This window comes from Micromonospora sp. RB23 (assembly GCF_053585025.1).
Genome location: NZ_CM132111.1, coordinates 6049248 through 6063393, shown reverse-complemented (window position 1 = coordinate 6063393; position 14146 = coordinate 6049248). Strand labels below are relative to the sequence as shown.

General features: G+C 73.8%; 11 protein-coding genes. 8 read left to right on the top strand and 3 right to left on the bottom strand.

The genetic code is table 11. The annotated features are described in order from the left end of the window. The first annotated feature begins 5 nt into the window (after window positions 1-5). Genes ACTFTM_RS27585 through ACTFTM_RS27575 form a run of 3 tightly spaced genes read left to right on the top strand, consistent with a single transcriptional unit; the run spans window position 6 to window position 2477 of the window. On the top strand, window positions 6-1166 hold the full coding sequence (locus tag ACTFTM_RS27585; protein WP_449563297.1) for a prephenate dehydrogenase: 1161 nt from the start codon (window positions 6-8) through the stop codon (window positions 1164-1166). Window positions 1167-1176: 10 nt separating this feature from the next. After that, window positions 1177-1830 carry an SIMPL domain-containing protein gene (locus tag ACTFTM_RS27580; protein WP_449563296.1) on the top strand — a complete coding sequence of 218 codons (654 nt, stop codon included), beginning with the start codon at window positions 1177-1179 and terminating at the stop codon, window positions 1828-1830. Continuing rightward, window positions 1830-2477 carry a nucleoside/nucleotide kinase family protein gene (locus tag ACTFTM_RS27575; RefSeq protein WP_449563295.1) on the top strand — a complete coding sequence of 216 codons (648 nt, stop codon included), beginning with the start codon at window positions 1830-1832 and terminating at the stop codon, window positions 2475-2477. Before ACTFTM_RS27580 ends, ACTFTM_RS27575 begins: the two co-directional genes overlap by 1 nt. A 12-nt stretch (window positions 2478-2489) precedes the next feature. Here the strand turns inward: ACTFTM_RS27575 and ACTFTM_RS27570 are convergent, their stop codons facing one another. Beyond that, window positions 2490-3047 carry a sugar O-acetyltransferase gene (locus tag ACTFTM_RS27570; protein ID WP_449563294.1) on the bottom strand — a complete coding sequence of 186 codons (558 nt, stop codon included), beginning with the start codon at window positions 3045-3047 and terminating at the stop codon, window positions 2490-2492. Between the two features lie 177 nt (window positions 3048-3224). Between ACTFTM_RS27570 and ACTFTM_RS27565 the strand changes: the two genes are divergently transcribed. Then, window positions 3225-6497 carry a S8 family serine peptidase gene (locus tag ACTFTM_RS27565; protein ID WP_449566750.1) on the top strand — a complete coding sequence of 1091 codons (3273 nt, stop codon included), beginning with the start codon at window positions 3225-3227 and terminating at the stop codon, window positions 6495-6497. 51 nt (window positions 6498-6548) lie between these two features. Here ACTFTM_RS27565 and dapD read toward each other — a convergent pair whose 3' ends face one another. Further along, complete coding sequence (gene dapD / locus ACTFTM_RS27560; RefSeq protein ID WP_449563293.1) at window positions 6549-7508, bottom strand: 2,3,4,5-tetrahydropyridine-2,6-dicarboxylate N-succinyltransferase; 960 nt, start codon at window positions 7506-7508, stop codon at window positions 6549-6551. A 78-nt stretch (window positions 7509-7586) separates the two neighbouring features. Here dapD and dapE point away from each other — a divergent pair, with 78 nt between their 5' ends. Next, window positions 7587-8660, top strand: coding sequence for a succinyl-diaminopimelate desuccinylase (dapE, locus tag ACTFTM_RS27555; protein ID WP_449563292.1), 1074 nt, complete (start codon window positions 7587-7589; stop codon window positions 8658-8660). 39 nt (window positions 8661-8699) lie between these two features. Here dapE and ACTFTM_RS27550 read toward each other — a convergent pair whose 3' ends face one another. After that, window positions 8700-8870: a hypothetical protein gene (locus tag ACTFTM_RS27550; RefSeq protein WP_355050588.1), complete on the bottom strand. Its 171-nt coding sequence runs from the start codon at window positions 8868-8870 to the stop codon at window positions 8700-8702. A gap of 154 nt (window positions 8871-9024) precedes the next feature. Between ACTFTM_RS27550 and ACTFTM_RS27545 the strand changes: the two genes are divergently transcribed. The 3 genes from ACTFTM_RS27545 to ACTFTM_RS27535 all read left to right on the top strand — a co-directional run bounded on the left by ACTFTM_RS27545 (window position 9025) and on the right by ACTFTM_RS27535 (window position 14135). Next, the gene (locus ACTFTM_RS27545) at window positions 9025-9888 is read left to right on the top strand and encodes an LOG family protein (protein ID WP_449563291.1); all 864 of its coding nucleotides are present in this window, start codon (window positions 9025-9027) and stop codon (window positions 9886-9888) included. Next, window positions 9888-10433: an LOG family protein gene (locus ACTFTM_RS27540; RefSeq protein ID WP_449563290.1), complete on the top strand. Its 546-nt coding sequence runs from the start codon at window positions 9888-9890 to the stop codon at window positions 10431-10433. The genes ACTFTM_RS27545 and ACTFTM_RS27540 overlap by 1 nt, the downstream gene beginning before the upstream one ends. Window positions 10434-10559: 126 nt before the next feature. Further along, on the top strand, window positions 10560-14135 hold the full coding sequence (locus ACTFTM_RS27535) for an ATP-dependent helicase (RefSeq protein ID WP_449566749.1): 3576 nt from the start codon (window positions 10560-10562) through the stop codon (window positions 14133-14135). Window positions 14136-14146 lie beyond the last annotated feature (11 nt).

Sequence of the window (14146 nt, the reverse complement as noted above, 5' to 3'; positions counted from 1 at the left end):
CGGCCATGACCGACGGCACGACCGTCCCGACGCCGGACGCCGGGGCCGTCCTGCCAGCGGGCAACCAGCGCCACAGGGCCGGCGACCAGCGCCACGGGGCCGCCGGGCCGGACCCGGAGGTGGACGGCTCGGGCCGGGAGGTCGGCGGGCCGTACGCCCGGACGCGGGTGGCCGTCATCGGCACCGGTCTGATCGGCGGTTCGGTGCTGTGGCGGCTGCGCGACGCGGGCCTCGACGTGACGGGCTGGGATCCCGATCCGGCGACCCGGGAGCGCACGCGGTCAGCAGGTGTGTCGGCCCCGGACACCGTCGAGGAGGCCGCCGCCGGTCGGGACCTGGTCTTCCTCTGCGGCCCGCTGCCGACCCTCGCCCGGACGTTGGCGCAGGTGGCCGAGACGACCGCGTCGGGTTGTGTGCTGACCGACGTGGGCAGCACCAAGGTCGAGGTCGCCGAGGCCGCCGACCGGCTCGGGCTCACCGACCGCTTCGTACCCGGGCATCCGATGGCGGGCGCGGAGTCCGCCGGCCTGGCGGCGGCCTCTCCGACGCTGCTCGCCAGCGCCGCTTGGGTGCTGTGCCCGGCGCCGGGCGCGGGGACGCTCGCCTTCCGCTGGCTCACCGGGTTCCTGGTGGAGCTGTTCGGCGCCCGGGTGGTGCCGATGTCCCCGTCCGCGCACGACTCGGTGGCCGCGCTCGCCTCGCACGTTCCACACCTGCTGGCGGGCGCGTTGGCCGGTGCGACGCAGCGGTCGCCGCTGCGCGACGCGGTGTTGGCGCTGGCCGCGGGCAGCTTCTCCGACGGCACCCGGGTCGCCGGGACGCCGGCTGAGCGGACGGCCAACATGCTGCTCGGCAACCGCGCGCGGGTGCTGGACGAGTTGGCCGAGGTGCGCGTACTCCTGGACGAGCTGGCGGACGCGCTCCGGTCCGCCGACGCGACGGGGTTGACCGCCCGGTACGAGCAGGCCGGCGCGGCGCGGTCGGCGCTGCGGGATCGGCGGTTCGCCCCGGTGGACCGGAGGTTCCCGGCCGACGGCGACCACACCGTGGAGGTGGCCTGGCTGCGCGAGCTGGGTGCTGCCGGCGGTCATCTGACGGGCTGCCGGGTCGGTCCGGACGTCGTCTCCTACCCGGCGCTGCTGCCGCTGGCTGACCAGCCTGACTAGGCTGACAGGCATGGCGACGGACAGCCCGGTGGTGCAGGTGCGCGGCGAGGCGACCCGGGAGGTGCCGCCGGAGTTGGCCCGGTTCGCGGTCACCGTGACGGCTCGCGGCCGGGATCGGGAGGCGACGCTCACCCAGTTGGCCGAGGGGGCAGCCGCCGTCCGGGTGCTGCTGGACTCCTCCGAGCCGGCGGTGTCCCGGCGGGAGACCGGCGACCTGTGGGTCCGTCCGCAGACCAAGCGCTCGGGCGAACGCGTGGTGGGCTGGCTCGGCAGCGTCACCACCACGGTCACCGTCACGGACTTCACCGCCCTCGGTGAGCTGATGCTCCGGCTGGCCGACCAGGATCAGGTCCAGGTGTCCGGCCCCTGGTGGGAGCTACGACCGGACAGCCCGGCGCACCGCGAGGCGCGACACGCGGCGATCGGCGACGCGCTGCTGCGCGCCCGGGAGTACGCCGAGGCGCTGGGCGCCCGCGTCACCGCGCTCGTCGAGTTGGCCGACGCCGGTCCGGCCGACCGCCCGATGTTCGCCCGCGCGGGCTTCGACGTCGGTGGCGGCGGCGCAGGCGGTGGTGTGCCCGAGCTGGAGCTGGACCCGCAGCCCCAGTTCGTGCAGGCGGCGGTGCAGGCGCGGTTCACGATCAGCGATCCGGTGCTCGGCTGATGCCGCCGGCCCGGGTGCTGGCCATCGACGAACTGGTGGCGCGGGCGCGGTCACTGGCCGACGCCGGCCCGCGGCAGCTGCTCGGCATCACCGGGGCGCCCGGGGCGGGAAAGTCCACCCTGGCCGAGCGGATCGTCGCCGAGGTCGGAGCGAGCGCGCGGCTGGTGCCCATGGACGGCTTCCACCTGGCCCAGGCGCAGCTCGAACGGTTGGGTCGCGCCGACCGCAAGGGCGCGATCGACACCTTCGACGCCAACGGGTACGCCTCGTTGCTGCGCCGGCTGCGTCGGCTGGAGCCGACCTCGGTGTACGCGCCGGAGTTCCGCCGTGAGGTGGAGGAGCCGGTGGCCGGGGCCATCGAGGTGCCGCCGTCGGTTCGCCTCGTGGTGACCGAGGGCAACTACCTGCTGGTGCCGGAGGCCCCCTGGGAGGAGGTCCGGACGCTGCTGCACGAGGTGTGGTTCCTCGACCTCGACGCCGAGCTGCGCCAGCGTCGGTTGACCGCCCGGCACGAGGCGTACGGGCGGTCGACCGAGGAAGCCCGGGCCTGGGCGCTGGGCAGCGACGAGATCAACGCTGCTCGCATCGCCCCGACGGCCGTGCACGCCGACCTGGTGGTGCGCCTGCCGGAGGCGCCGGCCCCCTAGGGCCGGTGCGGGTCAGTCGAGTTCGCGGACCGGCCGGGCCGGGTTGCCGACGGCGACGACGTTGGCGGGTAGGTCCCGGGTGACCACCGCGCCCGCGCCGACCACGGTGTTCGCGCCGACCGTGACTCCGGCCAGAACGATCGCTCCGCCGCCGAGCCAGGCGTTGTCGCCGATGGTGATCGGCTTCGCGGCCTCCCACTTGTCGCGGCGCGGGCCGGACTCCACCGGGTGCGTCGGGGTGAGCAGTTGCACGTTCGGCCCCACCTGGACGTCCGCGCCGAGGGTGATCGGGGCGACGTCGAGGAAGACGGCGTGGTAGTTGACGAAGGTGCGTGGCCCGATCCGGATGTTCCAGCCGTAGTCGCAGTAGAACGGCGGCCGGATCCAGGTGTCGTCGCCCAGCTCGCCGAGCAGGTCGCGAAGGGCGGCGATCCGGGCCGTCGGGTCGGCCGCCGAGCTGGTGTTGAAGCGTTCCATCAGGCGGGCGGCCCGGTCCAGGTCGGCGACGAGTTCGGGGTCGTCGGCGAGGTAGGGCTCACCCGCCAGCATCCGGTCCTTCATGGAGGTCACCCGGTCGATGATGCCGGCTGGTCTCCGATCGGGTTGGTCGGTCCGTCATATTTTGGACGCCAATTTTGCATACCAGGTATGCAACCATGACGGTGGTCAATGCGTCTCCACTGGTACCGACGCTCCACCGAGGAGGATCCGTTGCATCGACGTCGAAAGATTCCCGCTGCCATGGCCGTGGCAGCCCTCGTCCTGGCCGGCCCGGGGGTCGCCACGGCCAGCCCGCCGCGCACCCCCACCGCTGTGGAGAAGGCCGCCGGGAGTACGCCCGCCGGCAGGACCGTCACCCTGCTCACCGGTGACCGGGTCACCGTCACCGACTCCGGGTCCGCCTCCGTACGCCCCGGCCCGGGGCGTACGGACCAACGGTTCGTCACCGCACGCGACCACGGCCACCTGACGGTGCTGCCGCAGGACGCCCTGCCCCTGGTCCGCGCGGGTCGGGTCGACCGGCGGTTGTTCGACGTGACCGGGCTGATCGCCGCCGGCTACGACGACGCGCGCCGGGACGACCTGCCCGTGCTGGTCACCGCGAGTGCGGCTGCCCGGAAGGCGGCGGCGCCGACCGGGCTCACCGTCACGACCGAACTGCCCGCCATCGGCGGGTTCGCCGCCACCGCCGACAAGCAGCGAGCCAGCGCCGTCTGGGCGGCGCTCACCGGCACCGGCGCCCGCATCGGCTCGGCGGGGGGCGCCGATCGGATCTGGCTCGACGGGCGGCGGCAGGTCAACCTCGACCACAGCGTGCCGCAGATCGGGGCGCCCGCCGCGTACCAGGCCGGTTTCACCGGTCGCGGTGTCCGCGTGGCGGTGCTCGACACCGGCATCGACGCCAGTCACCCCGACCTGTCCGGTCGGATCGCCCAGGCGGAGAACTTCACCGAGGCCGCCGACACCGACGACACGGTCGGCCACGGGACGCACGTCGCCTCGATCATCGCGGGCAGCGGCGCCGCGTCGGGCGGTAAGTACCACGGTGTCGCCCCGGATGCCACGCTGCTCAACGGCAAGGTCTGCGAGGACAACGGCTGCCTGGACTCGGCGATCCTGGCCGGAATGCAGTGGGCGGCCGTCGACCAGCACGCCGATGTGATCAACATGAGTCTGGGTGGCACGGACACCCCCGACGTCGACCCGCTGGAGGCGGCGGTCGAGTCGCTGACCGCGCAGACCGGCGCGCTCTTCGTCATCGCCGCCGGCAACGACGGTACGGACGGCTCGGTCGGCTCACCGGGTAGTGCCGAATCTGCGCTCACGGTCGGCGCGGTGGACCGCGACGACGCCCTCGCCGAATTCTCCAGTCGGGGCCCGCGCGTCGGCGACAGCGGACTGAAGCCGGACGTGACCGCGCCCGGCGTGGAGATCGTCGCGGCCCGCGCCGACGGCACGCTCCTCGGCGAGCCGGTGGGGGAGCAGTACATGGCGCTCTCCGGCACCTCGATGGCCACTCCGCACGTCACCGGCGCGGTGGCGCTGCTCGCCCAGCAGCACAGCGGGTGGACGGCGACCCAGCTCAAGGCGACCCTGATGGCCTCGGCGAAGCCGCACCCGGAGCAGACCGCGTTCCAGCAGGGCGCCGGCCGTATCGACGTGGCCCGGGCGATCACCCAGCGGGTGACCAGCGCGCCGGTCAGCGTCTCCTTCGGTCAACCGGCCTGGCCGCACGAGGACGACACTCCGGTCACCCGCCAGGTCGACTGGCACAACGACGGCCCGGATCCGCTCACTCTCGACCTGACCCTGGAGGTGACCGGCCCGGACGGTCAGCCCGCCCCGGCCGGCATGTTCGCCCTCGGCGCGGGACAGGTCACCGTGCCCGGCGGCGGCACCGCCGGCACCACGGTCACCGTGGACACCCGGGTCGGTACGGACGGCTACTGGACCGGCCGGATCGTGGCCCGCTCCGGAGCCGCCGTGGCGGTCACCCCGGTCGCCGTGAACCGGGAGGTGGAGAGCTATCAGCTCACCGTCCGGCACCTCGACGTCAACGGTGCGGTGCCGGCCGACTACTTCACGGCGCTGGTCAACCTGGACACTTACGACACCCGCTACCTGTACGAGCCGGACGGCACCGTCGAGGTCCGCGTGCCCAAGGGCCGGTACGGGTTGGCCAGCATCATCTTCAGCGGGGAGGAGAACACGACCCAACTGGTCCAGCCCGAGCTGGTGTTCGACCGCGACGCCACGGTCAACGTCGACGCGCGCCGGGCCCGGCCGGTACGGACCACCGTTCCGGAGCGTACGGCCGTACCGGACCTGGTGGACATCAGCGCGTACTTTGTCGGCCCCGACGACGGCGGGTACGGCTTCGGTCTGCTCGCGTTCGACTTCACCGGCCTGGCCACCGGTAACCTCGGCCGGGCGGTGTCCGGCACACGGTTCTTCGCCACGGTGAGCAGTCAGTGGCGCAAGCCCGAGGTGGCCAGCAGCCCCTATCTGTACGCGCTCAGCGAGAAGATCCCCGGCCGGATGCCGACCGGCTTCGACCGGAACTACCGCGCCCGGGACCTGGCCACGGTCACCCACGAGTTCCGGGGCGGCTACCCCGGGCTGATCGCCGAGCGGGTGGTCTTCCCGCACCTCGACCCGGATGTGGGTGGCTGGGCCACGGTTCTGCCCACGGCGGTCCCCGGTAAGCGCGTCGAGCACTACAACACCAACGGCGTGCGCTGGTCCTCGGAGCTCAGCTTCGGGGTACTGACCGAGGAGGGCTGGCCGGACACGAAGGCGGTGCTGGTCGCCGATCCGACGGCGTACCGGGCCGGCCAGCACGCCCGGGAGACGTGGAACACCGCGCCGTACGGGCCGTCCTTCCCGCCGCCGCGCTGGCCGGGCCAGGGCGTCTCGCGCCTCGGCGACCAGATCGAGGTGAGCATTCCGTTGCACGGCGACGCGGACGGCCACCTCGGTGGGTCGGTCACCGACGCCGGCCGGACCGCCCTCTACCGCGACGGTGTTCTGGTGCAGGAGCTACCGGACCCGGGGAACGGGCAGTTCACCGTGCCGCCCGGCGCGGCGAACTACCGGTTGGAGGTGTCGGCGAAGCGGAGCTTCACCGACCTGAGCACCGAGGTCAGCGCGGCGTGGACGTTCCGGTCCGGGCACGTGCCCGGCGACGACTACCGGTACCTGCCGGTGTCGGCGATCCGGTTCACTCCGCCGCTCGGTCCGGACAACGCGGCGCGGGCCGGTACGAGCCTGGTCATCCCGGTGCAGGTGCAGCGGCAGCCCGGTGCTCCGGCATCGCGCCTGACCGGGCTGAGCGTGGATGTCTCCTACGACGGTGGGCGCACCTGGCAACCCGCCCGCGTCCGGCACGGCGGGCACGGGTGGACCGCCACCGTCCGGCACCCGGCCGGACCGGGTTACGCGTCGCTACGGGCCACCGCGCGGGACGCCGCCGGCAACACGGTGACGCAGCGGGTCATCCAGGCGTACCGGTTGCGCTGAGGCGTACCCCTGTCGGGTCCGCGGCCGAGTGCCGCGGACCCGGCGGGTACGTCAGTCGTTGGCGTGCAGGGCGGCGTTCAGTTCGATGCCGCGGCCGGTGCGCGGGCGGGCCTCCAGCGCGCCCGTCACCGAGTTGCGCCAGAACAGCAGGCCGTCGACGCCGGACAGCTCCCGGCCCTTGACCACGCGGCCGTCCGGCAGCGTGATCTTGGAGGCGGCGGTGATGTAGCAGCCGGCCTCGACCACGCAGTCATCGCCGAGGGAGATGCCGACGCCGGCGTTCGCGCCGATCAGGCTCCGCTCGCCGATGCTGATCTTGTCGGTGCCGCCACCGGAGAGCGTGCCCATGATCGAGGCGCCACCGCCGACGTCGGAGCCGTCGCCGACCAGCACGCCCTGCACGATCCGCCCCTCGACCATCGAGGTGCCGACGGTGCCGGCGTTGAAGTTGACGAAGCCCTCGTGCATCACGGTGGTGCCGGAGGCCAGGTGCGCGCCGAGCCGGACCCGGTCCGCGTCGGCGATCCGCACGCCGGCGGGCACCACGTAGTCGGTCATCCGGGGGAACTTGTCCACCCCGTACACCGCCAGGTGCCGGCCCGCCGCCCGCTCGATCACCCGCAGCTCGTCCACCCGCTCCGGCGGGCACGGCCCGGCGGAGGTCCAAGCCACGTTCGCCAGCTTGCCGAAGATGCCGTCGAGGTTGAGCTGGTTGGGCCGCACCAGGCGGTGGGAGAGCAGGTGCAACCGGAGGTACGCGTCGGAGGCGTCCTTGATCGGATCGTCCAGCGAGCCGATCACGGTGACCACCTGCACGGTACGCAGACCCGGCAGCGGCCGGTCGCCCAGCGCGCCCGGCGGCAGGTCCAGCACGTCTGACTTGTCCTCGCCGGCGACCAGCGGCAGCTCACCCAGGCCCAGCTTCCCGGTCGGGTACCAGGTGTCGAGCACCTGACCTTCGGCGGTCACGGTGGCCAGGCCGATACCCCAGGCGGAATCTGCGGACGTCACTGTTGCACCTCTCGGTCGCGGCCACGCCGGCCTCGGCTCGCTCCTCGCGCTGACAGACCTGAAGGTACCGTGCGAACCATGGAGAACCCGCTGACCCCCGAGGTCCTCGCCGATCCGGTGCAGCTGACCCGTGTACTGGTCGACATAGAGTCCGTGTCCCTCAACGAGAAGGCGATCGCCGACTGCGTCGAGGAGGTGCTGCGGGGCGTACCGCACCTGTCCACCCACCGGCACGGCAACACGGTGATGGCGCGTACCGACCTGGGCCGGTCGCAGCGCGTCGTGCTGGCCGGTCACCTCGACACGGTGCCGCTCAACAACAACTTCCCGTCGACCATGCGCGGCGACCTGATGTACGGCTGTGGCACCTCCGACATGAAGTCCGGCACCGCGTACGCGCTGCACCTGGCGGTGACGCTGCCCGACCCGCGCTACGACGTGACCTACTTCTTCTACGAGGCCGAGGAGATCGAGTCGCGCTACAACGGGCTGAACCTGGTCGCCCAGGCGTTCCCGGAGTGGCTGGAGGCGGACTTCGCGGTGCTGCTGGAGCCGACGTACGGCATCGTCGAGGCGGGCTGCCAGGGCACCATGCGGTCCATCGTGACCACGACCGGCGTACGGGCCCACTCGGCGCGCTCGTGGCACGGGGTCAACGCCATCCACGGCGCCGGTGAGGTGCTGCGCCGCCTCCAGACGTACGAGGCACGGCGGGTCACCATCGACGGCTGCGACTACCGCGAGGGCATGAACGCGGTACGGATCAACGGTGGGGTGGCCGGCAACGTCATCCCGGACCTGTGCGAGGTCGAGGTCAACTACCGTTTCGCCCCCGACCGGACCCCGGCCGAGGCGGAGGCGCATCTGCGTGAGGTGTTCGCCGGTTTCGAGGTGCGGGTCACCGACTCGATCGCGGGCGCCCCGCCCGGGCTCAGCGCCGCTCCGGCGAAGGAGTTCCTGGCGGCGGTCGGCGCCGCCCCGATCGGCAAGCTGGGTTGGACGGACGTGGCCCGGTTCGCGGCGATGGGGATTCCCGCGCTGAACTTCGGCCCGGGCGACCCCAACCTGGCCCACCACCCCGACGAGCACGTCGAGATCAGCAAGATCCGCGACGGCGCGGCGACCCTGCACCGCTGGCTCGCGCCCGCCTGATCCCGGTCACCCCCGTTGCCGGTGACCAAGAGGTTCGCGTCAGCCTGGCCCGTTGTCGGCGGCGCGAACCTCTTGGTCGGCTCCGGATCCGGCGGCGGCGGGCGAGAAGGCGGGATCGAGGGCGCGGATCCGGCGGCGTTCGGCCACCACATCACGGATCCGCCGCTGCATCTGTCGACGGATCCGGATCATCTCGCTGTTGCTGATCACGCTGTCTCCTCCCCCGAAGGCGCGCGCCGGGGCATACCCGGTATGTGAATAGTAAGACGTACGGGGAAGCCAAATAGTTGCCCTTGATCGCGAACTATTTCTCGGGCTCCCCGCCCCGGACCCCGACGGTGTGCGGCTCCACTACGGTTGCTGCATGAGCCAGAACAACGGGCGGGAGGCCGGCCGCGGTCCCGGACAGGAGCGGCACCGGGGCGCTGTCACGCTGCGTCGGGGTGCCATCCCGAACAGCACCGCCGATCAGCGGCTGCTGGATTCGCGCGGACGCGGCGACTGGAAGACCAGGGACGCCTGGCGCGCGCTGCGGATCCTCTCCGAGTTCGTCGAGGGCTTCGACACCCTCGCCGACCTGCCGCCGGCCGTCAGCGTGTTCGGCTCGGCGCGCAGCGGTCCGGACACCGCCGAGTGCCGGCTGGCCGAGGAGCTGGGCGGCGCGCTCGCCCGAGCCGGCTACGCGGTGATCACCGGTGGCGGGCCGGGCGTGATGGAGGCCGCCAACCGGGGCGCCACCGAGGCCGGCGGGCTCTCCGTCGGGCTCGGCATCGAGCTCCCGTTCGAGCAGGGCATCAACGACTGGGTCGACCTGGCCATCGACTTCCGCTACTTCTTCGCCCGCAAAACGATGTTCGTCAAGTACGCGCAGGCGTTCGTCGTGCTGCCCGGTGGGTTCGGCACCATGGACGAGCTCTTCGAGGCGCTGACCCTGGTGCAGACCGGCAAGGTCACCCGGTTCCCGGTCGTGCTGATGGGCGTCGCCTACTGGCAGGGGCTGCTCGACTGGCTGCGCGACACGATGGCCGCCGACGGCAAGATCGGCCCGGTGGACCTGGACCTCATCTGCCTCACCGACGACGTGAACGCGGCCGTCCGCCACATCGTCGAGGCCGAGGCGGCGCTCTCGGCCGAGCAGGAGGCGGTCCGCGACGAGGCTGTGGCGCGTACCGGCGCCGACCAACAGGCCGCCGCCGAGCAGACCGCCGACCGGCCCCGGGAGAACTGATGGCGGCCGTCTGCGTCTTCTGCGCCTCCTCCCGTACCCTCGACGAACGCTGGCTCGACCTCGCCACCGAGACCGGCGCGGAGCTGGCCCGGCGCGGGCACACGCTGGTCAGCGGCGGTGGCTGCGTCGGCATGATGGGCGCGGTGGTCGACGGCGCCCGGGCCGCCGGTGGGCGCACGGTGGGGGTCATCCCGCAGGCGCTCGTCGACCTGGAGGTCGCCGACCTGGCCTCGGACGAGCTGCTGGTGACCGACTCGATGGCCGACCGCAAGACCCTCATGATCGACAGGTCGGACGCGTTCATCGCCCTGCCCGGCGGCCTCGGCACGCTGGACGAGCTTTTCGAGGTCTGGACCACCGCCACCCTCGCCCTGCACAGCAAGCCGATGGTGCTGATCGACGCCGACGGCTTCTACCGGCCCCTACTGGACTGGCTGCACAGCATCACCGACCAGCACTTCCTCAAACCGGCCGGCCTCGACCTGCTGACCGTGGTCGCCACGGTCCCCGAGGCTCTGAAGGCGCTGGAGTCCCACCTACCCTGACTCCGGGCCACCTCGTCGGTCGTGCGGGTGGCGGCAGGGCCGTCGGCGTGTCGTGCCACCACCCTCACGACCGGCGTGGCGGCATGGGGTGGGGTTGCTGTCGTAGGGAGGTGATGGGATTTGGTGATGCAGGCGTACCGGTTGGTGCGGCGGCCCGGAGGGCCGGCGCTGGGGGACGGGGACGCGCCGGGTGACGGTGGCGCCCGCACCGACACGACCGGGTCGGCGGGCCCGAGCTGGCACGCCGATCCCGTCCAGGCCGAGGTCGTCGGGCACAGCGACGGGCCGATGCTCGTCGTCGGCGGACCCGGCACCGGCAAGACCAGCACCCTCGTCGAGGCGGTCGCCGCCCGGATCGCCGAGGGGGTCGACCCCGAACGGATCCTCGTGCTGACCTTCGGCCGCCGCGGTGCCACCGCGCTGCGCCAGCGCATCGAGGCCCGGGTCGCGCAGGACGGCTACCGGGTGCTGCGCGAGCCGCTGGTGCGGACCTTCCCGGCGTACGCCTTCGGGCTGCTGCGCCGCGCCGCCGCCGAGCGCGGCGAGCCGTCACCCCGCCTGCTGACCGGCCCCGAGCAGGATCTGATCATCCGCGAGCTGCTCGACGTGGTGGGCGAGACGCCCGAGGACGACCCCGTCGGCTGGCCCACCGACCTGCGCCCGGCACTGCGCACCCGGGCCTTCGCCGGTCAGTTGCGTGACCTGCTCATGCGCGCCGCCGAACGCGGTGTGGGCCCGGGCGACCTGGCCCGGCTGGGCGAGCGGCTCGGCCGCGCCGACTGGCCGGCCGCTGCGCGCTTCCTGCGGGAGTACGTCGAGGTGCTCGCGCTGCGCGACGTCAGCAACCGGGGTTCGATCGCGTACGACCCGGCCGAGCTGGTCCGCGCCGCCACCGGTCTGCTGCGCGACGACGAGGAGTTGCTGGCCGCCGAGCGCCACCGCCTCGCCCACGTGTACGTCGACGAGCTGGCCGACACCGATCCCGCCCAACTCGAACTGCTCTCGGTCATCGCCGGCGGTGGCAAGCCGCTCGTCGCGTTCGCCGACCCCGACTCCTCCACGTACGCCTTCCGGGGCGCCGACCCGGCCGGCGTGTCCACCTTCCGGCACCGTTTCCGGACGGCCTCCGGAGCGCCGGCCGCGCAGGTGCTGCTGAGCACGTCGTACCGGGCCGGGCCGGTCCTGCTCGACGCGATGGCCCGGCTGGGCCGCCGACTCCGCGGTCCGACGGCGCACCGCCGGCTGCGGCCGCTGCCGGACGCCCCGGCCGGTGTGGTCGAGGTGCACACCTTCCGGTCGGCGACCAGCGAGGCCGCCTGGCTGGCCCACATGCTGCGCTCGGCCCACCTGCTCGACGGTGTGCCGTGGTCGCGGATGGCGGTGCTGGTGCGATCCACCGCCCTGCAACTGCCGACCCTGCAACGCGCGCTGCACGCCGCCGGCGTGCCGACCGTGGTGCACGGCGAGGACCTTCCGCTGCACCTGCAACCCGCGGTGGCGCCGCTGCTGCTCCTGCTGCGGTGCGCCCTCGAACCGGACCGGCTCGACGAGGAGGCCGCGGTCGCGCTGCTGCACTCCCCGCTGGGCGGCGCCGACCCGCTGGCCGAACGACGGCTACGGCAGGGGCTGCGCGCACTGGCGCTGGCCGGGGGCGACCGCCGTCCGTCCGGAGAGCTGATCGTCGAGGCGTTACGCGATCCGACGGAGCTGGCGAGCATCGACCGCCGCTGGGCGGAGCCGGCGCAGGCGGTGGCCGGGCTGCTCGCCACCGCCCGGGACGCCGCCGCGCAACCCGGCGCCACCGCCGAGACCGTCCTCTGGGAGGTGTGGGACGCCAGCGGCCTGGCCGAACGCTGGGCCGGCGCGATCGCCCAGGGCCGGCCGGTGGCCGGCGAGGGTGACCTGGCCCGACGTCGGCGGGCCGAGGCCGCCGACCGCGACCTGGACGCCGTGCTGGTGCTCTTCGACGCGGCGGCCCGCTTCACCGACCGGCTACCCGGCGCGCGCACCGAGGTCTTCCTCGACCACGTGCTCGCCCAGGACCTGCCGGCGGACACCATCGCGCCGACCGCCGACCGGGGCGCGGCGGTACGACTGCTCACCGCGCACGCCGCGAAGGGCCTGGAGTGGGACCTGGTGGCGATCGCCGGCGTGCAGGAGGGCATCTGGCCGGACCTGCGCCTGCGTGGCAGCCTGCTCGGCTCGGAACGATTGGTCGACGTCCTGGCCGGCCGGTCCGTCGGGGGCGCCCGGGCCGCCACCGTGGTGGGCCAGACCTCGGCGCTGCTCGACGAGGAGCGCCGGCTGTTCCACGTCGCCATCAGCCGGGCCCGGCACCGCCTGCTGGTCAGCGCGGTGGCGTCGGCGGCGGTCGGTGGTGACGACCACGAGGAGCAGCCCAGCCGGTTCCTGCACGAGCTGGGTACGACCGCCCCGCCGAGCCCGCCCGCCCCGCCGACCGCCCCACCGGGCCCGCGCACCGGGCCGTCCGATGGGGGGCCCGGCGGTGGGCCTGCCACCGCCGCCGCCTCCACCAGTAGCGCGGCCGGCGACAGGGTGGCCGCCGCCAACGCGGCCGGCAACGGCGGGGTAGGCGACGGTGGGGCCGCCACGGACGCGGCCGCCGCCGGTGGTGGCGGCGACGCTCTGGCCGGTGGGGACGACGGGCCGGCCGAACCCGGTGCGCTGCCGGTCACCCGGCCGCCACGGGCGCTCACCCTGCCGGCGCTGGTCGCCGAGCTGCGTACCGCCATCATCGACCCGGCCGCGCCGGCGGCCCGGCGACGCGCCGCGGCGGCCGAGCTGGCGCGGCTCGCCGCCGCCGGAGTGCCCGGCGCGCACCCCGACGACTGGTGGGGGCTGCGCGCGCTCTCCGACGACCGACCCCTTGTCGACGACGGGGAGCCGGTGCGGGTCACCCCTTCGGCAATGGAGAGCGCGCTGCGGTGCAGTCTGCGCTGGCTGCTGGAACGGCACGGGGGCAGCGGCCCGACCAGCACCGCGCAGGGCGTCGGCAACCTGGTGCACGCCGCCGCGATGCTCGCCGAGGACGCCAGCGCCGACCGGGGCGCCCTGCTCGACTACGTGGCCGCCCGGTTCGACGCGATCGAGCTGGCCGCCCGGTGGATGGCCGGCCCGGAGCGCGAGCGCGCCGAGGCGATGGTCGACAAGCTGCTGCGCTGGCTGGCCACCAACCCGCGCCGGCTGCTCGCCATCGAGCACGAGTTCGCGGTCCGCCTGGACGACCCGCAGCGCCCGGTCGACCTGACCGGGCGGGTCGACCGGCTGGAGGTCGACGAGGCCGGCCGGCTGGTGGTGATCGACCTCAAGACCGGCAAGTCGACCGCGGTGACCGGCAGCGAGCTGGCCGAGCATCCGCAGCTCGGCGCGTACCAGGCGGCGGTGGAGGCGGGGGCGTTCGCCGAGTTCGGCGAGGAGTCCGGTGGCGCGGCGCTGGTGCAGCTCGGCACCTCCACCAAGGACGCCCGGGAACAGAACCAGCCGGCGGCGGGGGAGGGCCCGGCGGCAGGCTGGGCGACGGCGCTGGTCCGGCGGACCGCCGATACGATGGCAGCCGCCACGTTCGCCGCCGTGGCCAATTCGAAGTGCCGGGTCTGCCCGGTGCGGACCAGCTGCCCGGTCTCCGGGCAGGGACGCCAGGTGGTCGAGCCGCCGACCGTCCGTCCCCCGGACAATCCGTGAGGGCGAGGAGT